This is a genomic window from Umezawaea sp. NPDC059074 (genome assembly GCF_042738955.1).
GTDB lineage: Bacteria > Actinomycetota > Actinomycetes > Mycobacteriales > Pseudonocardiaceae > Umezawaea.
Map to the genome: position 1 here is coordinate 18,063 of NZ_JBHYHC010000091.1, position 18,763 is coordinate 36,825.

Annotated in this window: 17 protein-coding genes, 2 pseudogenes and 1 riboswitch; of the genes and pseudogenes, 10 read left to right on the plus strand and 9 right to left on the minus strand. The window is 70.7% G+C overall.

Annotated features, from left to right (window positions below):
* The first annotated feature begins 26 nt into the window (after positions 1 to 26).
* From ACFWW9_RS31840 to ACFWW9_RS31865, 6 genes are all read left to right on the plus strand, one after another.
* Positions 27 to 983, plus strand: coding sequence for a GlxA family transcriptional regulator (locus ACFWW9_RS31840; RefSeq protein ID WP_390385608.1), 957 nt, complete (start codon positions 27 to 29; stop codon positions 981 to 983).
* Positions 984 to 1,085: 102 nt separating this feature from the next.
* On the plus strand, positions 1,086 to 1,337 hold the full coding sequence (locus ACFWW9_RS31845) for a type II toxin-antitoxin system Phd/YefM family antitoxin (protein ID WP_390385644.1): 252 nt from the start codon (positions 1,086 to 1,088) through the stop codon (positions 1,335 to 1,337).
* Positions 1,322 to 1,729 (plus strand): PIN domain-containing protein, encoded by a 408-nt coding sequence (locus ACFWW9_RS31850; RefSeq protein WP_390385610.1) that lies wholly within the window; start codon positions 1,322 to 1,324, stop codon positions 1,727 to 1,729. Before ACFWW9_RS31845 ends, ACFWW9_RS31850 begins: the two co-directional genes overlap by 16 nt.
* Positions 1,730 to 1,739: 10 nt before the next feature.
* Positions 1,740 to 2,408 carry a (2Fe-2S)-binding protein gene (locus ACFWW9_RS31855; RefSeq protein ID WP_390385612.1) on the plus strand — a complete coding sequence of 223 codons (669 nt, stop codon included), beginning with the start codon at positions 1,740 to 1,742 and terminating at the stop codon, positions 2,406 to 2,408.
* 34 nt (positions 2,409 to 2,442) lie between these two features.
* Positions 2,443 to 2,630: riboswitch (cobalamin riboswitch) on the plus strand.
* A gap of 32 nt (positions 2,631 to 2,662) precedes the next feature.
* Complete coding sequence (locus tag ACFWW9_RS31860) at positions 2,663 to 2,848, plus strand: CbtB-domain containing protein (protein WP_390385614.1); 186 nt, start codon at positions 2,663 to 2,665, stop codon at positions 2,846 to 2,848.
* A gap of 11 nt (positions 2,849 to 2,859) precedes the next feature.
* Positions 2,860 to 3,621 carry a CbtA family protein gene (locus ACFWW9_RS31865; protein ID WP_390385617.1) on the plus strand — a complete coding sequence of 254 codons (762 nt, stop codon included), beginning with the start codon at positions 2,860 to 2,862 and terminating at the stop codon, positions 3,619 to 3,621.
* A gap of 66 nt (positions 3,622 to 3,687) precedes the next feature.
* Here ACFWW9_RS31865 and ACFWW9_RS31870 read toward each other — a convergent pair whose 3' ends face one another.
* From ACFWW9_RS31870 to ACFWW9_RS31880, 3 genes and pseudogenes are all read right to left on the minus strand, one after another.
* Positions 3,688 to 4,350 (minus strand): HAD family hydrolase, encoded by a 663-nt coding sequence (locus ACFWW9_RS31870; protein WP_390385619.1) that lies wholly within the window; start codon positions 4,348 to 4,350, stop codon positions 3,688 to 3,690.
* On the minus strand, positions 4,343 to 4,597 hold the full coding sequence (locus tag ACFWW9_RS31875; protein ID WP_390385646.1) for a vitamin B12 dependent-methionine synthase activation domain-containing protein: 255 nt from the start codon (positions 4,595 to 4,597) through the stop codon (positions 4,343 to 4,345). The genes ACFWW9_RS31870 and ACFWW9_RS31875 overlap by 8 nt, the downstream gene beginning before the upstream one ends.
* Positions 4,580 to 5,287: pseudogene (locus ACFWW9_RS31880) on the minus strand (homocysteine S-methyltransferase family protein); the annotation flags it as partial. The pseudogene ACFWW9_RS31880 and the gene ACFWW9_RS31875, both read right to left, overlap by 18 nt.
* 50 nt (positions 5,288 to 5,337) lie before the next feature.
* Between ACFWW9_RS31880 and ACFWW9_RS31885 the strand changes: the two are divergent.
* Positions 5,338 to 6,234 carry a PAC2 family protein gene (locus ACFWW9_RS31885; RefSeq protein ID WP_390385621.1) on the plus strand — a complete coding sequence of 299 codons (897 nt, stop codon included), beginning with the start codon at positions 5,338 to 5,340 and terminating at the stop codon, positions 6,232 to 6,234.
* Positions 6,235 to 6,400: 166 nt separating this feature from the next.
* On the plus strand, positions 6,401 to 7,591 hold the full coding sequence (locus ACFWW9_RS31890; RefSeq protein ID WP_390385624.1) for an MFS transporter: 1,191 nt from the start codon (positions 6,401 to 6,403) through the stop codon (positions 7,589 to 7,591).
* On the opposite strand, the pseudogene ACFWW9_RS31895 reads toward ACFWW9_RS31890, so the two are convergent.
* From ACFWW9_RS31895 to ACFWW9_RS31910, 4 genes and pseudogenes are all read right to left on the minus strand, one after another.
* Positions 7,586 to 8,695: pseudogene (locus ACFWW9_RS31895) on the minus strand (MFS transporter); the annotation flags it as partial. The gene ACFWW9_RS31890 and the pseudogene ACFWW9_RS31895 sit on opposite strands and share 6 nt — an antisense overlap.
* Positions 8,692 to 9,249, minus strand: a complete 558-nt coding sequence (locus ACFWW9_RS31900; RefSeq protein WP_390385626.1) for a winged helix-turn-helix domain-containing protein — start codon at positions 9,247 to 9,249, stop codon at positions 8,692 to 8,694. The gene ACFWW9_RS31900 and the pseudogene ACFWW9_RS31895, both read right to left, overlap by 4 nt.
* Before the next feature lie 111 nt (positions 9,250 to 9,360).
* Positions 9,361 to 10,962, minus strand: a complete 1,602-nt coding sequence (locus ACFWW9_RS31905; protein ID WP_390385628.1) for an ABC transporter permease — start codon at positions 10,960 to 10,962, stop codon at positions 9,361 to 9,363.
* Positions 10,959 to 11,867, minus strand: coding sequence for an ATP-binding cassette domain-containing protein (locus ACFWW9_RS31910; RefSeq protein ID WP_390385630.1), 909 nt, complete (start codon positions 11,865 to 11,867; stop codon positions 10,959 to 10,961). Before ACFWW9_RS31910 ends, ACFWW9_RS31905 begins: the two co-directional genes overlap by 4 nt.
* 90 nt (positions 11,868 to 11,957) lie before the next feature.
* Between ACFWW9_RS31910 and ACFWW9_RS31915 the strand changes: the two genes are divergently transcribed.
* Positions 11,958 to 12,446, plus strand: coding sequence for a GbsR/MarR family transcriptional regulator (locus ACFWW9_RS31915; protein WP_390385633.1), 489 nt, complete (start codon positions 11,958 to 11,960; stop codon positions 12,444 to 12,446).
* On the opposite strand, the gene ACFWW9_RS31920 is transcribed toward ACFWW9_RS31915, so the two are convergent.
* Complete coding sequence (locus ACFWW9_RS31920) at positions 12,419 to 14,908, minus strand: germacradienol/geosmin synthase (protein ID WP_390385635.1); 2,490 nt, start codon at positions 14,906 to 14,908, stop codon at positions 12,419 to 12,421. The genes ACFWW9_RS31915 and ACFWW9_RS31920 overlap by 28 nt on opposite strands.
* Positions 14,909 to 15,131: 223 nt before the next feature.
* The gene (locus ACFWW9_RS31925; protein ID WP_390385637.1) at positions 15,132 to 16,259 is read right to left on the minus strand and encodes a S1 family peptidase; all 1,128 of its coding nucleotides are present in this window, start codon (positions 16,257 to 16,259) and stop codon (positions 15,132 to 15,134) included.
* Between the two features lie 547 nt (positions 16,260 to 16,806).
* Here ACFWW9_RS31925 and ACFWW9_RS31930 point away from each other — a divergent pair.
* Positions 16,807 to 18,618 (plus strand): S8 family serine peptidase, encoded by a 1,812-nt coding sequence (locus tag ACFWW9_RS31930; protein WP_390385639.1) that lies wholly within the window; start codon positions 16,807 to 16,809, stop codon positions 18,616 to 18,618.
* Positions 18,619 to 18,763 lie beyond the last annotated feature (145 nt).

Genomic DNA, 18,763 nt, shown 5'->3' on the forward strand with positions numbered 1-18,763 from the left:
AAAATCCTGCCAACTATGCTGTAGCCATGCTCAACACCGTCGCGTGCGTGCTGATCGACCGGCTCGAACCCTTCGAGTTCGGCCTGATCTGCGAGGTCTTCGGCATCGACCGCACCGCCGACGGCGTGCCGCCGATCGAGTTCCGGGTGTGCGCCGAGGAGCCCGGCAAGCCGCTGAGCACGAACGTCGGCGTCAGCCTCACCCCCGAACTCGGCTTGGACGCACTGGTCGGCGCGGACCTCGTGGCGATCCCGGCGTTCACCATCCGCGACGAGTACCCGCCCGCCGTGCTGGACGCCGTGCGCCAGGCCGCCGAGGCGGGCGCGACCCTGCTGACGGTGTGCAGCGGCGCGTTCCTGCTCGGCGAGGCAGGCCTGCTGGACGGGCGGCACTGCACGATGCACTGGCGTGAGCAGCAGCGGTTCGCCGAGCGCTTCCCCTTGGCCAAGCTCGACCCCGACGTGCTGTTCGTCGACGACGGCAACATCATCACCAGCGCCGGCACGGCGTCCGGCATCGACGCGTGCCTGCACCTCGTGCGCCGCGAACACGGCTCAGCCGCCGCCACGGCCATCGCCCGACGCATGGTCGTGGCCCCGCAACGCGAAGGCGGACAACGCCAGTACGTCGAACTCCCCATCCCGGACTGCTCGGCCGACAGCCTCACGCCGCTGCTCACGTGGATGCTCAAACACCTCGACACCGAACACCCGGTGTCCGAGTTGGCGCGCCGCGCCCAACTGTCCGAACGCACGTTCGCCCGCCGTTTCGTCGCCGAAACCGGGACCACTCCGCACCGCTGGCTCACTTCCCAGCGCGTGCTGCGGGCCCGGCGGTTGCTGGAGGACACGGACTTCAGCATCGACGACGTGGCACAGCACAGTGGCTTCGGCACGGCCGCCCTGTTGCGCCACCACTTCCACCGGGCGGTCGGCGTGGCGCCGAACGACTACCGTCGGACTTTCGCGCATCGGCCTGCGTGAAAGGGACGCTCATTCGGGGTTGAGTCGCTTTTTCACGCTATCGCGTGAAGAAACGGGCTACCTTGACCATTGGTCCACGGGCATCATTGACGTATGCGATCAATGACGGACATAGAGGCCGCGAACGATTTCGCGACGATACTCAAGGCGGCTGAACACGGCGAGAGCGTGATCGTCACGAAGGACGGGAGACCGATCGGCACGTTCGTCCCCGACCGGACTCCGATCGGCGTGCGGATCCAGGAGGTCTTCCGCAAGTACCCGGTCGACCCGGACTTCGCGGACGACATCGAAGCGGCGATGCGGGAGATGCGCGCCCAGCCTGATCGGATGACCGAGTGGCCGAGCGACTGATCCTGGACACCGGTGTTTTGATCGCGGCGGAACGCGGAATCACCAACCTGGAGGCGGTGATCGGCGACGATGATCCGGTGATCGCCGGGATCAGCGTGGCGGAACTGCTGGTGGGTATAGATCGGAGCACCGGCGAGAGACGGGATTTCCGAGCTCTTCACACCGAAGCGCTGCTCGCGGTGATGCCGATCGAATCCTATTCGATCGAAGTCGCAAGAATGCACGCGCTGCTCCAATGCCATGTGCGGAAGAAAGGAAGTCCTCGAGGAACATTCGACTTGATCATCGCCGCTACCGCCGTCGCCAACGGCCGGACGCTGGTCACCACCGACGCCAGTGCGAACTTCAGCGACCTTCCGGGGTTGAGGGTGCGGGTGGTGGGGGGCGGGTAGTTTCGGGGCCGTGTCGGAATTTGCCAGGGTGCTGGCCACGCTGCGGCAGGCTCGTGGCATCAGTCCGTTCTTCGTGCTCGACGTCGGCAGGCCGGATGAGAGCTGGGTTTCCGGTGAGGCGCTGCTCGACGGTGGGTCGGCGTTGGTCGACACGCTGGACACCATCGGTGAGCGGTATCGGACCGGGGAGCGGCGGGTGGCGGCGTCGTTGTTCTTCCTGAGCTACACGGCTCGGCTGTTGTGCCCGACGGTGGCCGCGCACGTGCTCGGTGGGGCGGTGCCGGATGTTCGGCCCTCGAACGTCTGGTGGCGGTACTCCCCCGGTGACGGGTTGCAGGTGCGGCTCGTGGAGCCCGTCGAAGGGCCTGGTGTGGTGGAGGCGATGGCGCCCGTGGTCGACGCGGTGCGGCGGGAGAGCGGAGTGGCGGCCGGACTGCTGTGGGGGAACGCGGTGTCGTCCATGGCGGGCGGGTTGCGGACGATGGCGCGGAGTGGGACGGCCAGCGTGGAGGACTGTCTCGCGGTGGGGGCGGAGTTGTTCGCCGAGTCGCCGTTGTTGGGGGCGGGCGAGTTCGTGCCGTTTCCGGGTGAGGTGGTGTTCCGGCGGCGTAGCTGCTGCCTCTACTACCGGCTCGACGGGGGCGGGACGTGCGGTGATTGCCCGTTGCCCGCGAGGTGACCTGCATGACAACTCGTCTGGTCGGTTGTGCGGGAGCACACGCGGCCCTTACGGTTCCAGCGCCGCAGTGGACGGGAAGCCGGTGGGAATCCGGCGCGGTCCTCGCCACTGTGACCGGGTAGCGACCCCGCCGAGAACGTCACTGGCAGAGAGTCTGCTGGGAAGACGCGGGCTAGCGGTGACCTGGGAGTCAGGAGACCGGCTGCGGCGCCGAGTACACCGTTGACCTTCCACGAGGTATGGAGGAGCCCGTCATGACGAGCCCCGCACTGACACCGTCCATCGCCGTGCCCAAATGGGCGTTCGCCGTCGCCCTCGTGGCCCTGATCGTCGCCTGGGTCGTTCTCCAGGAGAACGGTGTCGCACTCGGCGCTGCCGCCGAGCAGGTCCACGAGTTCTTCCACGACGGACGCCACGCTCTCGGCGTTCCGTGCCACTAGGCAGCGGAGACATGGCACCCACCACCTACACCGGGTTGTTGACGCGCGGCCTCGCCGCGGGCGGCATCGCCGGACTCGCGGCCGGGCTCGTGAGCCTGTTCGTCGTCGAAGTGCCCATCCGCGCCGCGCTCGCCGTCGAGGAGGCGCGCGCGGCGGCGGAGCACGCCGAAGGCGGGGAGCACGAGCACGCGGAGCTGTTCAGCCGTGGCACGCAGGTCGTCGGCGGTGTGCTGGCGGCGGTCGTGGTCGGGCTCGCGGTCGGCGCGCTGTTCGCGACGATCTTCGCCTACACGCGGCGCTGGTTCGTCGACAAGCAGCCGTTCTTCCGCAGCGCCACGCTGGGGTTGGCGGCGTTCGGGGTCGCGGCGCTGCTGCCCGCGATCAAGTACCCGGCCAACCCGCCCGCCGTGGGCGACCCGACGACGGTGAACTTCCGTACGGGCCTGTACCTGGGGATCATCCTGGCCGGTGTCGTCGTCGCGTTCGGGGCGAGCTACCTCGCGTCGCGGCTCGAGCACCTGGCCGCGCCGGTGCGCGTCACGGCCGTGTTGCTCGCAACGATCGTCGCGGTGACCGTCCTGCTGCTGGTGTTCCCGCCGCCGCCGGACGCGGTGCCCGCGGACATGCCGTCGAGCGTCCTCTGGGACTTCCGCCTCGCCTCGCTGGCCGAGACGGCGACCCTGTGGATCGGCCTCGGCCTGGTGTTCGGGCTGCTGATCGACCCGGCGGTCCGCAAGACCAAGTCCAAGGCGAAGTCGGCCGTCGCGGTCTGATTTCGCCCGAAAAGTTCGCACGAAAAAGGGAGCCCTCGCGGACGAGCGAGGGCTCCCTTTTCGTTGTCACAGCGCGGAAAGCACGTCCAGGTCCACGCCTACGAGCGACTCGCGGAAGATCCTCCGCTCCCCCGGTTCGACCTCGACGTCGCACGGCACCACGAGCACCGTGCAGCCCGCCGCCACCGCGGAGGACACCCCGGTCGGCGAGTCCTCGATCGCGACGCAGTCGGACGCCTCCACGCCGAGCAGTCGAGCGGCCTTCAGGTACGGCTCGGGCAGCGGCTTGTTGAGCCCGTCGACCTCGTCTCCGCACACCGTCACGTCGAACAGGTCGCGGCCGATGGTGTCCAGCGCGACCTCGGTCAACGCCCGCTCGGTCGACGTCACCAACGCCATCGGCACACCCGAGTCGCGCACGGCCCGCAGCGCGTCCACGGCTCCGGGCCGCCACGGCAGGCCCGCGCGGAACACCTCCTCGGTGCGGCGCGCGATCCACACGGCGGCGTCGGTCAGGTCTTCCGGGGTCGGCTCGTAGCCGATGTCGCCGTAGAGCAGCGACAACGTCTTGGGGACGTTCGTCCCGACCATCGCGTGCCGGGTTTCGAGCGACAGCGTGCCGCCCAGCTTCTCCGCGTACTCGTACAGCGGGATGTCCCACAGCTTCTCGGAGTCGAGGAGAGTGCCGTCCATGTCCCACAAAACGGCTGCGGGTCGACCATCAGACATTGAAGTACTTCGCTTCCGGGTGGTGGGCGACGAACACGTCGGTGGACTGCTCGGGGTGCGACTGGAGTTCCTCGGACAGCACGACGCCGATCCGGTCGGGCTCCAGCAACTCGACGACCTTGATCCGGCCCTCCATCTCGGGGCACGCCCCGTAACCGAACGAGTGGCGGGCACTGCGGTAGCCGAGTTTGACGAACTGCTCGACGTCCTCCGGGTCCGCGGCCGAGATCCGGGCGAGGTGCCGCAGGGGTTCGCTCATCTCGGCCGGACCGGTCGCGCAAGTCAACCCGATCAGGTCAATTCCGAGCGGTTCCACCGCCGTCAGCGCGGCCCCGATCTCCGAGCCGAGCGGCATCGTCCCGGTCGTCTCCACGGTCACCTGGGCGATGATCGGCACGTCCCGGCCGTCCGCTGCCATGGCCCGCTTCGCGCCGACGATCGACGCCTTCGTCTGGAGCAGGTCCTGCGACGTCTCGACGACCACCGCGTCCACACCGCCCGCAAGCAGGCCTTTCACCTGCTCCGCGTACGGCGCGTGGCCCAGGGTCGGCAGTGTCGTGCCCGGTCCGACGGACCCCAGGACGAACCGCGGCCGTCCCGACTCGGCGAACTCGTCGGCCACCTCGCGGGCAGGCGCACCGCCCACCCCGGACGGTTCGAAGATCCGGTCGGACACGCCGTGGTCGGCCAGGTTCGGCAGGTTGGCCCCGAACGCGTTGGTCTCGACGGCGTCGGCCCCTGCCTCCGGACAGGCGCGGCGCACTCCTCGCACGACGTCCGGTCCGGTGACGTCCAGTACCTCGTCGCACCCCTCGTGACCTGCGAAGTCGTCGAGCGTGAGTGCCTCCGACCGGAGCACGGTGCCCATCGCGCCGTCCGCCACGACCACTCGATCTTCGAGAGCGGCCGGCAGAGGTGAGGAGACACGATCCACCATGCGCCAAGCCTACGGGCAACCGAGTTGGGCTCGGGTCGTAGTCTGAGCCGGTGACCGATCCGGACCAGGCCTCCCCCACCCCCTACGACCCTCGGAAACCCCTCACCAACCCGATCATGGTGGCGGCGTTCGAGGGCTGGAACGACGCTGGAGACGCAGCCAGTACCGCGATCGAACACCTGCAACTCACCTGGGACGCGACCCCGCTCGCGGAGATCGACCCCGACGACTACTACGACTTCCAGGTGACTCGGCCTACGGTCCGCATGGTGGACGGCATCACCCGAAGGGTGGAATTCCCGACCACGCGCCTGACCGTGTGCCGCCCGCCGGGCTCCGCGACCGACGTGGTGCTCGTGCACGGCATCGAGCCCAACATGCGCTGGAGCAAGTTCGCGGCGGAACTCCTCGGCCACATCGAGGGCCTCGGCATCACCACCGTGGTGACGCTTGGCGCGCTGCTGATGGACACCCCGCACACCCGCCCGGTCCCCGTGACCGGGACCGCGTACGACGAGGAGTCCGCGGCGAAGTACGGCCTCGAGCGCTCCCGCTACGAGGGTCCGACCGGGATAGTGGGCGTCTTCCAGGACCTGTGCGTGCAGGCGGGCATCCCGGCCATCTCGTTCTGGGCGGCCGTGCCGCACTACGTGTCCCAGCCCCCGTCGCCCAAGGCGACCCTCGCCCTGCTGCACCGCGTCGAGGAGGTCCTCGACGTCGAGGTGCCGCTCGGTGCCCTGCCCGAGCAGGCGGAGGAGTGGGAGCGGACCGTCAGCGAGATGGCGGACGAGGACGAGGACGTGCGCAACTACGTCCGGGCCCTCGAGGAGCGCGGCGACGCGGAGATCGAGATCACCGAGGAGAGCGGCGACGCCATCGCGGCCGAGTTCGAGCGCTACCTGCGCCGTCGCGGCCGCGGCCCCGGTCGGGGTCCCGCGGGCCTCTAGTCGACGACCCTCCTCCCGGACGGCACTCGGGGAGGAGGGTCGGGTCCCGCCCAGTGGAACCGGGTCACGCCCTCGGCTCCGCGAGGAGTTGACTGTCCTCCGTGCACCCCTCTCGCCACGATCGTTCCGGCCCCGTCGACCCAGCGGGACCGATCGGCGCGAGCGCGTGACCACGACGACCACCTCCACCGGCTGGCGGTCCAGGGCCACGCTCGCCGCCCTGTACGCGGGCGGTTTCCTCGGCCCGTTCGGCGGCGCGATGACGTCGTCGATCCTCCCCGAGATCGGGGGCGACTTCGGGCGGTCCGGGGGCGCGGCGGCGGTGACGCTCACTGTCTACCTGCTGCCCTTCGCGGGCCTCATGCTCTTCTCCGGCACCCTCGGGGCCCGGTGGGGCGCGCTCCGCACGGTCCGCCTCGCCTACCTGGTCTACGTCCTGGCGTCGCTGCTGTGCGCCGTGGCCTGGGCGTTCCCGGTGCTGCTCGCGGGCAGGGCGGTGCAGGGCGCGGCCAACGCGTTCACCACGCCGCTGCTGCTGGCGGCCATCGCGGCCGTGACCCCGAAGGCCCGGCTGGGTCGGACGCTGGGCGTGTTCGCGTCCATGCAGGCCGCGGGCCAGACGTCGGCGCCGCTCGTGGGCGGGCTGGCCGCCGAGGCGTCGTGGCGGTGGGCGTTCGTCGGGGCGGCGGTCGTGGCCGCGCTGCTGGCGTGGATCGGGCTGCCCGCGACCACGGCACCGTCCGGTGACCGGCCGAAGCTGCGCAGCGCGTGGCGGCCGGAGGTGGTCCGGATCGCGGTCACCGGGTTCATCGGCTGGGGCTGCCTGGGCGGGCTGTCGTTCCTCGTGGCGTTCCGGCTCGGCGACGACTTCGCGTTGAGCGCGAGCGAGCGCGGTCTGGTGCTGACCGGGTTCGGCCTCGCCGGGATCCTCACCGCGCGGCTGGTCGGCCGGGCCATCGACCGGTTCGGCGCGAAGCGCTGCGCGCTGGCGGGCGCGGGAGCCGGGGCGCTCCTGCTGGTGGGCGTGGCGACGCTGCCGTCGCTGTGGGCCGTGGGTCTGCTGTGGGCGGTCACGGGCGCGTGCAGCCAGGGGGTCATCGTCGGGGTGAACGCGCTGGTGCTCACCGGGAACGGCCCCAACCAGGGCGGGTCGGTGTCGGTCGTGCAGTCGCTGCGGTTCCTCGGCGGCGCGGTGTCACCGACCGCTTTCGTGCCCCTGTACCACGTCGACCCGGTCCTGGCGTTCCTCGTCCCCGCCGCCCTGCTGGCGCTGGTCCCCCCACTGGCGCTGCACCGCCACCACCCCCGCGAGCACGTACAACCCGGCTTGCAGGTCGAGCAGCAGCGGCAGCCCTAGCGGCACGACCAGCGCGCCCGCCACGACCATCCCCACGGCCTGGAAGCCGTCGAACAGGCTGTAGAAGCTGCTCAGCACCCGTCCGCGGGACGCGTCCGTCGTGTGCAGCTGGAGCACCGACATCATCCCCACCCCGCTGAGCACGCCGGGAGCGCCGAGGACCGCGAACGCGACCAGGTAGTACGGCAGGGCGGTCGTGGCGTACGCCGAGTTCCACATCAGCGCCGCCAGCAGGCCGAACACCAGCAGCGACCAGCCGAGCAGGCGACCGGCGACGACCCTCCGCGCCAGCACCCCGACCAGCACGCCGCCGAGCAGGCCGCCGATCGACTGCACGCCGCGCAGCAGGCCGGTCTCGGCCTCGCCGCCGCCGAGCCGTTCGGTCACGAACACCACGAACAGCACGACGAACAGGCCCTGCGCCACCGCCATCAGCCCGACGACCAGCACCATGAACCTCAGCTGCCGCTGGTGGGCGATCTCCCGCAGGCCGTCGACCCACGCCCGCAGCACCGGCGGGTGGACCACCACCGGCGGGGCGACCCCGAACCCGCGCAGCAGCAGCACGGCCGCCAGCAGGAACGACAGGCCGTCGGCCAGCAGCACGCCCGGCAGCCCCGCGTACCCGAGCAGCACACCGCCCAGCGACGCGCCGACCAAGCGGGCGAGGTTCACGCCGACGCTCATCAGCCCGTTGGCGGCGGGCACCTGGTCGCGGTCGAGCAGCGACGGCAGCAGTGCGCTCCGCGCGGGCTCGAACAGCGCCGCCAAGCCCGCCTGGCAGGCTGTGACCACGTTGACCAGCACGAGGTCCTCGGCTCCGCGCACGGCGAGCAGCGGCAGCAGCGCCAGGGCTTGCAGGACGCTGACCAGCAGCATCAGCCGTCGCCGGTCCCACCGGTCGGCCAGCACCCCCGCCACCGGGGACAGCGCCAGGCTCGGCAGGAGCGCCACGACGAACGTGGTCGCGGTCGCCGAGGCGGATCCGGTGAGCTGGTAGACGTAGACCGGCATGGCGACCTGGAGCACCCAGTCGCCGATCTCGGAGACGAGCCCGGCCGTCCACAGCCGCCGGAAGCCGGGGTTCGCCAGCGGGCCGGTCATCGGGGGAACGCCCGGACGGCCAGGTGCACCGGCGCCGCGCCCTCGGGGGCGTTCTCGCGCACCGGCGTGATGTAGGGCCGCAGCAGGTCGTCGATGATCCCGACCAGCCCGGTCAACTCCTCCGCGGTCACGGTCAGCGAGTAGCCGTGGAACGCCGACGCCTCCAGCCACTCGCGCGGCACCTCGTGCTGCCGGTCCAGGAACCGCTGCACGAGCCGGTTCTCCTCGTTGAGCTGCAACGCCGCCAGCGCGTCCTGCTGGGTGCGCACGGCCGGGTCCTCGTCGAACCCGCCGAAGTCGAACCCCACCGCGGTGGCGCGCCACGGCCGTTCCCGCCCGTCGGTCCCCTCGACCCGCTCGACGAAGCCGAACTTCGCGAGCTGCCGCAGGTGCCAGCTGCAGTTGGACGCGCTGGAGCCGACCTCCTCGGCGCACTCGCTCGCCGTGCGCGGCCCGACCGAGAGCAGGTGGTTCACCAGCGACACGCGCAGCGGGTGCGTGAGCGCCTTGAGCGCCTCGACGTCGCCGACCCGGCGCGGTTGGGGGTACGTCATGACCAACTCCTGAAAGTGTTCTTTCGAAACATCTCTTTCAGAGTTGCACACACCCCGTGGCACGGCAAGGGCCGGGCCCTCCCGAAGGCGGACCCGGCCGGGTGGACGGATCTAGGTGGTGATGTCCCGCCGCCGGAACGCGGCGAGGCCCGCGGCCACGAGCGCGACGGCGATGAGCACCAGCCACACCAGCGGCACCGGGTCGACGTCCCCGGCGGGGAACCTCGGGATGTGGGTGAACGGCGACAGGTCCATCGCCCACTGGTCCAGCTCCAGCAGCGGACCGAGCTGGCCCAGCATCAGGAACACGACGAGCGCGACCCACCCGGCGACCACCAGGCGCGGAGCCGCGCCGAACGCGAGGACCACGATGCCGGTGAGCACCCACACGGCGGGCAGTTGGAGGACGGCGGTGACGAAGACCGGGCCGAACTGGCCCATGTCGCCGGACTGCGCGCCGTGCGACAGGCCCGCGGCCAGACCCGCCGCGACCAGGAGCAGCGCCGAGCCGCCGAGCGCCACGACGAGGTGGCTCATCACCCACCTGGTCCGCGAGACCGACGCGACCAGCAGCGGTTCGGCGCGTTGACCGGCTTCCTCGCCGCGCAACCGCAGCGCGGCCTGGATGCCGTAGATCGCCGCGACGAACCCCATGATGCCCATCTCGGCGGAGATGAACGCGTCGGTCAGGCCCTGCTGCCCGCCGAGCTTCGCGACCATCTCCCTGGCCGACGGGCTGTCGACGAAGCCGCCGACGTTGCCCGCGATGTTGCCCAGCACCAGGCCGAGCCCGGCGAACGCGGCCAGCCAGCCGAACAGCGACCCGCGTTGCAGCCGCCAGGCCAGCGCGAACGGGCTGCGCAGCCCGGCGGGGGCGGTGGCGGGCCCGAGCCGGTCGGCGATCAGGCCCGCGCCGATGTCCCGGCGCTCGACCAGCGCGTACGCGCCGCCGATGACGACGACGGCGAACGCGAAGGTGATCAGCAGGACCCACCAGCGGTCGCCCGCGTACGGGCGGAACTGCTGGCCCCAGCCGATCGGCGACAGCCACGACATCCAGCTCGGGCCGTCCGGCCCCGCCGTGTCGCCGACCGCGCGCAGCACGTAGACGACGCCGAGCACGATCGAGCCGAGGCTGGTCGCGCTGCGGGCCGTGGACGAGAGCTGGGCGGTGACGGCGGCGATCGCGGCGAAGGCGATCCCCACCCCGCCCCAGGCAGCGCCGAACGCGTACGAGCCCGCTGTCGGCAGCCCGGCGCCCGCGATGCTCACGGCCGTGAGCAGGGCCAGCACCACGTTGGTGGCGACGGCGATGACCAGGGCGGCGGTGAGCGCGGCGTACCGGCCGACGACGGTCGCGCCGACGAGTTCCAGCCGCCCGGACTCCTCCTCGGCGCGGGTGTGCCGGACCACGATGATGATCGACAGCAGCGCGATCAGCACCGCGCCGATGCCGCCGGTCTTGACCATGGAGATGCCGCCGAGCGACGTCGGGTCGTACACCCGGCCGTACAGCGCGAGCAGCGCCGTCGTGTTGTTGGCCGCGGTGGCGGCCGACACGCGCGACTCGACCGTCGGGTACAGGTCGGCCGCGGCCGCCGCGGAGCCGACGGCCAGCACCACCACGCCCGCGATCCACGCGGGCAGCATGATCCGGTCGCGGCGCAGCCCGAGCCGCACCAGCGCCCCGGTGCCCACGAACCCGCCGCTCATCGCGACATCACGGCGTCCGTCGGCTCCGCCTCGTAGTGCCGCAGGAACAGCTGCTCCAACGTCGGCGGGTGGCTCGCGAGGCTGCGCACGCCCGCCTGGGTGAGCTGCCGGAGCACGGCGTCGAGCTGGTCGGTGTCCACGTCGAAGTGGACCCGCAGGCCCTCGACCTTCAGGTCGTGCACGCCCGGCAGCGCGGCGAGGCCGATGGGCGCGGACGCCAGTTCGGCGGAGATGCTGGTGCGGGTGAGGTGCCGCAGTTCGGCGAGCGTGCCGGTCTCGACGGTCTTGCCGTTGCGGATGATGCTCACCCGGTCGCAGAGCGCCTCGACCTCGGCGAGGATGTGGCTGGAGAGCAGGACGGTCCTCCCCTGGACCCGCTCCTCCTGCACGCACTCCTGGAACACGGCCTCCATCAGCGGGTCCAGCCCCGAGGTCGGCTCGTCCAGGATCAGCAGTTCGACGTCGGACGCGAGCGCCGCGATCAGCGCCACCTTCTGCCGGTTGCCCTTCGAGTAGGCGTGGCCCTTCTTGCGGGGGTCCAGTTCGAAGCGCTCCAGCAGGTCGGCCCGGCGGGTGGGGTTCAGGCCGCCGCGCAGCCTGCCCAGCAGGTCGATGACCTCGCCGCCGGACAGGGTCGGCCACAGCGTGACGTCGCCCGGCACGTAGGCCAGCCTGCGGTGCAGGGTGACCGCGTCCTTCCACGGGTCGCCGCCGAGGAGGCGGGTCGTGCCCGCGTCGGCTCGCAGCAGACCCAGCAACACCCGGATGGTGGTCGACTTGCCCGCGCCGTTGGGGCCGAGGAAGCCGTGGACCTCACCGGTGCGGACGGTCAGGTCGAGACCGTCCAACGCACGCGTCGGGCCGTAGGCCTTCACCAGGCCCGACACGGATATCGCTTCTGTCATGCCCCGTAAGCTACACTCGTTTCACAACTTCGTGAAGTTATGAAATCCGATAAGGTTCGGGGTCGAACCGGGCGAAGGGGATGATGCGACATGACCGAGGTGGCGGAGACGGGCAACCAGGCGGTCGTGCGCTTCATCGAGCGCTTCTCCGCCGTGTTCACCGATTCCGGCATGGCCCGGATGCCCTCGCGGGTCTTCGTCGCGCTGCTGGTCAGCGAGAAGGGCCGGATGACCGCCGCCGAGCTGGGCGAACTGCTCCAGGTCTCCCCCGCCGCCATCTCCGGCGCCGTGCGGTACCTCGGGCAGGTCAACCTGGTGCGCCGCGAGCGGGAGGTCGGCTCCCGCCGCGACGTCTTCCAGGTGTCCGACGACGTCTGGTACGAGGCCGTCTTCAAGAAGGACCAGGCGCTCGAGCGCTGGTACGCGCCCTTGCAGGACGGTGTCGACGCCCTCGGCCCCGACACCCCCGCCGGCCGCCGCCTCGACGAGACGCTGGCCTTCTTCAAGTTCATCCACCGCGAGATGCCCGCCATGCTGACCCGGTGGCGCGCCTACCGCGAGGAGACCTTCGGCGCGTGAACCCGCGCCGCTGACGTCCCCAGCCCGGTCGGCGTCCCGATCCGCGTCGGCTCCGGCGTGCCCTCGGACGGCGTGGTGAACACCGGTCCCGACGCGGGCAGCCCGATGCTCGACACCGCAGGAAGACCACCCGATCGTGGGGCCACCGGCGTCGCGGACGGCGGGGTGACGGCGTGCGGCGCGGCAGCGGGAACGCCGACCGGGGCCGGACTCGCCACGGTCGCGCCGGGCAGACCCGCACCCGACACCGCGAACCACGGCTGGGCGAACGCGCTGGGAGCGCCGATCGCGCCCGGCACCCGCAGCGCCGACGTGCCGAGGTCCGGCACCACCGACGCGCGGTTCCGCTGGAGCTCCGCCTCGACGTACCGCACGCACTTGCGGTGCCACTCGAGGATGCCGGACATCCACTCCTTCAGGCCGTCCGCGTGCGCGGTGAGGATCGCGCGCACGTCGTCGTCCAGGTCGAAGTCGTCGAACAGCGCGGGCAGCTCGTGGTCCACGATGTGCTCGAACTGCGTCATCCGCTCGGTCATGAGCTTGGCCACGACGTCGCGGGCGGTGATCCGGTCGACCTCGAGGAAGGTCTCCACGACCAAGACGATGTTGTGCACCTCGCCCTCGTACTCGACCTCCTTCTGGTACGAGAACAGGTCGTTGGTGAAGCAGGCGTAGTCCTGGGCCGCCGTCTCCATCTCCCGCATCACGCTGGTGTGGTAGATCTCGCGCGGCACGGAGTTCCAGTGCGCCAACCGGTTCAGGCTCATCGTCATGTCCGAGCCGAACGTCTTGCGGCGCATCTCGATGTAGTCGACCGGGTCCGGCACGCGGTGCTGCGCCTGGTTGAAGACCTCCCAGACCCAGCTCTCCGTCATGTCCTCGACGGTGGCGCGGAACTCCCGCCGCGCGCCCACCTCCATCGGCCCGGCCGTGCGCCGCCACAGGTCCTGGAGGCCGCGTTCGATCGGGTTGGTCGGCTCGGGCGTCGCCCCGCCGTCCAGCGGCATGAACAGCGCCAGGCGCTCGTTGCACAGCTTCGCGGCGGCGATGTTGCGGGCCGCGCCGAAGATCAGCGGGAAGTAGTCGTCGCCGTAGGTGCCCCACGCCAGCCAGTCCGACGTGAGGTTGAGCTGGTCCGGGGTCGCGTCCGCGTGGATCATCGCCGCGCAGTGGGCGAAGTCGAACCCGATGAACCGGCGCTCGTCCCACACCCCGCCCTCGAACATCCCCATCTCCCGCGCCCAGCCGACCGCGTACCGCCGCGAGTCGTCGATGTGCGGGCTCGTCCGGATCGGGTACGGCATGTGGAAGTCCGGCAGGGGCAGGTGCCCGACCGGCTCGAACGGCCGGTGCGTGAACTGCTGCCTGCGGCGCTTCGTCCCGTTGGCGGACGGCGAGAACATCCGCACCGCGGACGTGCCGAACCCGCTGGGCCCGCCGAGCACGCTGGTGCCGGTGGCGGCCTCCTCGTTCATGTACCGGCTGGACACCGCGTGCCACTCGTGGCCGCCGGACTGCCAGTCCTGGAGGCCCTTCACATACGCGGCGACGCCGAGCTGCTCGTGCGGCGGGATCGCGTGCTCCGCCATCAGCGCGGGCACCTCGACCAGCGCGGTGTTCTCGAACTGGTGCAGCCGCGACGTCAGCAGCTCGTTCACCAGGTCGGCCGCCTGCTGGGTGGAACAGCCGAGGAACTTCTCGAACACCAGCACGGCGTTCGAGTTCTCCCCCTCCTCCTCGACCTCGCGCTGGTAGGAGAACAGGTCGTTGCGCAGGTGCACGGCGTCGGAGAACGTGTCCGACAGCAGTTGCATGGGCCGCAGGGCGGCCACGCTGTCCGGGATCTCCGCGCCCACGGCGTACTCGACGAGGTTCGCCGACCACGGCGCCCCGCCGACGCGGCGGCGCATCTGGACGTACTCGATCGGGTTGGCGACGCGCCCCATCTCGATGTTCCCGAGCTCCCACATGGACTCGACCATCAGGTTGTGCGTCACCGTGATGAACCGCCGCCGCCAGCCGGCGGACATCGCGGGCACGGTCCGCCGCCAGAGGTCCCGCAGCCCCTCCTCGGCCGGGTTCGTCGGCTCGGGGGCCTGCGCGTCGCCCTCCGTCATGAACAGCTCGAGGTGGTCCAGGTACGCCTTCGCGCCCTTGAGGTCGCGCGAGTACTTGAACTGCTCGAGGAAGTGGTCGTCGAAGAAGAAGACCCAGACGTACCAGTCGGTGATGAGGTCGAGCGCGTCGCCGTCGCAATCCGGGTGCGTGTAGGCGCACATCAGCGCGTAGTCCATCTTCGCGAGCGCGGCCTCGTCCCAGACGACGCCACCGCCCGGCTTCGGGGAGTCCAGCATCCCCATGTCCTCGGCCCAGGCCATGCTGTGGAGGCGCGTGCGCTCCAGGTGCGGGTTGATCCTGGCCGGGTGCGGCAGGTAGAAGTCGGGCAGCGTGAACGCCTGCATGGGCGGGACTACTCCTTCGGACCGGCTGCGGAGGGCTCGGGGTAGAACCCTGGCAATCGGCCCCGTCCCGCGACAACGGCCATTGGAGCGGCGGCCCTGTTCTGCGGGGTGAATCGGGGACTACGGGGAGTGGATCACTCGATCGAGCGTATAAAGCCTGCTCGCGGAGCATGCCGGCGGGGCCGCCAGATCCCAAGGCGACCCCACCGGCACCGCGACGGGCTCAGCCCGTGATCAGGCTGACCCCGTAGACCGAGAGGATCTCGTTCACCGGCTGGAAGTACGTCTCCCCGCCGGACGTGCAGTCACCGGACCCGCCGGAGGTCACGCCCTGCGCCTCGGTGCCGCTGACCCAGGACCCGCCCGAGTCGCCCGGCTCGGCGCACGCGTTGGTCCTGGTGAGCCCCGAGACGGACCCCTCCTGGTAGTTCACCGTCTGGTCCTTGGCCTGCACGGTCCCGCAGTGCCACCCGGTGGTGGACCCGGACCGGCACACCGACGCCCCGACGGCGGACTCCGTGGACCCGGACACGACGACGTCGGCGCCGCCGTAGTGGTTCACCGTCGGCGACGGCGTCCACCCCGACCCGGTCTTCACGTAGGAGTAGTCGTTGCCGGGGAAGGACGAGCCCTCGAACGTCCCCATGGACTGGCCGCCGGAGGTCACCGAGTCACCGGCCGAGCCGCAGTGCCCGGCCGACACGAACCCGCCGGACACGGCGAACCCGATCGAGCACCGGGACGCGTTGTTGATGTTGTACGCGTCCCCGCCGCGGATGTCGGCGTAGACGCGCGGCGCCCGGTCGGTCTCGACGACCGACACCGGACCGGCGGCCTTGGCCACGTCGAGGAACTTCGCGACCTCGTCGTCGACGACTCCTCTCCGGACGGTCACCACCACGGAGTTGGCCCGCTCGTCCACGTACCAGCCGGTCACGGCACTGGGCGCCTTGCCCGCCTGGTCGATCTTGTTCTTGGTGTCGGTCAGCGAGGCCGCCGTGTGCGGCACGACCTTCGCCTCGGCCCCCAGCGCCTGGACGACCCTGGTCTTCCCCTCGTCGGTCACACCGACGACGAGCTTGCCGCTCGCCGCGTCGAACCAGGCGCCGCCGTACGCGGCCCCCGTCAACTCCCGAGCCGCTTTCTGGTTGGCGGCGGCGGTCCTCTCCAGACCCACCCGCTCGACCGCCTGGTCGGCGTTCAGACCGAGGTCGCGCTGGTAGGCGGCCACCACCTCACCGGACAGCTCGGACCCTCTGTCCCCGGCCGAGGCCAGGGCGGTACCGGGCGCCACCGTGAGGGTCGCGAGCACCACTGCCCCGGCCACCCGCGCAACTCTCGTGCACTTCATCCAGCTCTCCACTTCCTCGACTGCAGGGAACGCCCGAGGGGGCGTGGAGGACCGGCGCTGAGCCGATCGGACGAACTTCCGCCTGCCCGGTAACACCGGGCGTCCGGATCGCGATGAGGAGATCGACCACGCTGCAACGTGGCCGCACGTACGACACGACACATGGCTCCGCGTCCCCAACGGTCCCGAACGCCTCGGCACGCCGACTCCGTTCCGGTCCTCCTGACGGGTGACGCTATGCAGGCGTACCCGGAAGTAGGTAGGGCCGCTCGACGGTAGCGGCCATCCGGCCCAGTGCGATAGCCGCGACGCGCGTTCCCAGCGATCCGACCCCTTAAACGCGGGATCGGCTTTTCGCATGTCAACGGGTAATTTTCCGTTCGAACTTGCCTCCACTCGGTGCTACTGCCCGGAGTGGAATGTCACGAATATCTTCTATGACCGGTCGCTAGCCGCTTCACCCGTTCGCGCGAATGTCCCTACCCTGCAGCTCAGCCGTCGGCCACGCCGACGGCCGGGCGACCCTGTCTTGAGGGAGACACCTGCAATGGGAGACGCTCGGATCACCAGACGACTGGCCGGATTGGGCATGGCCGCGACCGCGGCGCTCGCCCTGGCCGTCACCGCCGCCTCGCCCGCGTCGGCCGAAGGCCAGATCCTCGGCGCGGACCGCGCCGACGCGGTCAAGGACAGCTACATCGTCACGCTGAAGGACAGCGCGTCCGCACGCGCCCTGTCCGCCAAGACCGCCGGGTCCCTGACCCAGAAGTACGGCGGCCAGGTGAAGGCGGCGTTCAAGCACGCGATCAACGGCTTCTCCGTCACGATGTCGGCCGACCAGGCCCGCAAGCTCGCCGCGGACCCGACGGTCGCCTACGTGCAGCAGGACGCGGTCGTGAAGCTGGCCGACACGCAGACGCCGGTCCCGTCGTGGGGCCTGGACCGCATCGACCAGCAGAACCTGCCCCTCGACAACAGCTACTCCTACAGCACGACGGCGGCGAACGTGCACGCCTACATCGTCGACACCGGCGTGCGCACCACGCACACCACGTTCGGCGGCCGGGCGACGTGGGGCACCAACACCTCGGGTGACGGCAACAACTCCGACTGCAACGGCCACGGCACGCACGTGGCGGGCAACGTCGGCGGCTCCCAGTACGGCGTCGCGAAGGGCGTCTCCATCGTCGCCGTCAAGGTGCTGAACTGCGCCGGTTCCGGCACGACCGCCGGTGTCGTCGCGGGCATCGACTGGGTGACCGCGAACGCCATCAAGCCCGCCGTGGCCAACATGAGCCTCGGTGGCGGCGTGGACACGACCCTGGACAACGCGGTCGCGAACTCCATCGCCTCCGGCGTCACCTACGCCATCGCGTCGGGCAACTCCAACGCGAACGCGTGCAACTTCTCCCCGGCACGCGTGGCGACGGCCATCACGGTGAACGCGTCGACGATCAGCGACGCCCGCGCGTCGTTCTCGAACTTCGGCACCTGCACCGACATCTTCGCGCCCGGTGAGAACATCACCTCGTCGTGGAACACCAACGACACCGCGACGAACACCATCAGCGGCACCTCGATGGCGACCCCGCACGTCGCCGGTGCGGCGGCCCTGTACCTGGCCGCCAACCCGACGGCCAGCCCGGCCACCGTGCACGCGGCACTGGTGAACGCGGCCACCAGCGACAAGATCTCCAACCCCGGCACCGGTTCGCCGAACAAGCTGCTCTACACCGGTGGCGGCGGCGTGCCCGGCACGCCTTCGGTCACCAACCCCGGCGCGCAGGCGAGCACCGTCGGCACGGCCGTCAGCCTCCAGCTCTCGGCGTCCAACGGCACCTCGCCGTACACCTGGACCGCGACGGGTCTCCCGGCCGGTCTGTCGATCAGCTCCTCGGGCCTGATCTCCGGCACGCCCACCACCGCCGCCACGTACTCGGTGACGGCGACGGCGACCGACGCGGCGTCCAAGACGGCCTCGGCGACGTTCTCCTGGGTGGTCAACCCGATCGGCTCCGGCTGCGACCCGGTCACCAACGGCACCGACGTGGCGATCCCGGACAACTCGGACGTGAACAGCACCATCGCGCTGTCCTGCTCCGGCAACGCCTCCTCGACCACCAAGGTCACGGTCGCGATCGTCCACACCTACATCGGTGACCTGGTCGTGGACCTCGTCGCGCCCGACGGCTCGGTCTACAACCTGCACAACCGCACCGGTGGCAGCACCGACAACATCAACCAGACCTACACGGTCAACGCCTCCAGCGAGGTGATCGCGGGCACCTGGAAGCTCCGGGTCCGCGACCAGGCGAGCCTCGACACGGGTCGCATCGACTCGTGGACGTTGGACGCGTAAGTCCCTGATCGCCCCGTCGGGGGACTCCGGTCCCCCGACGGTCACCCCAGCACGGAAAATGGCGGGCTCGGACTCCCACTTGAGGCGTTTTTTGTTACCGGGACACAAAACCCACCCCCCGAAGCCCGACCACCGCGGGGCGCCC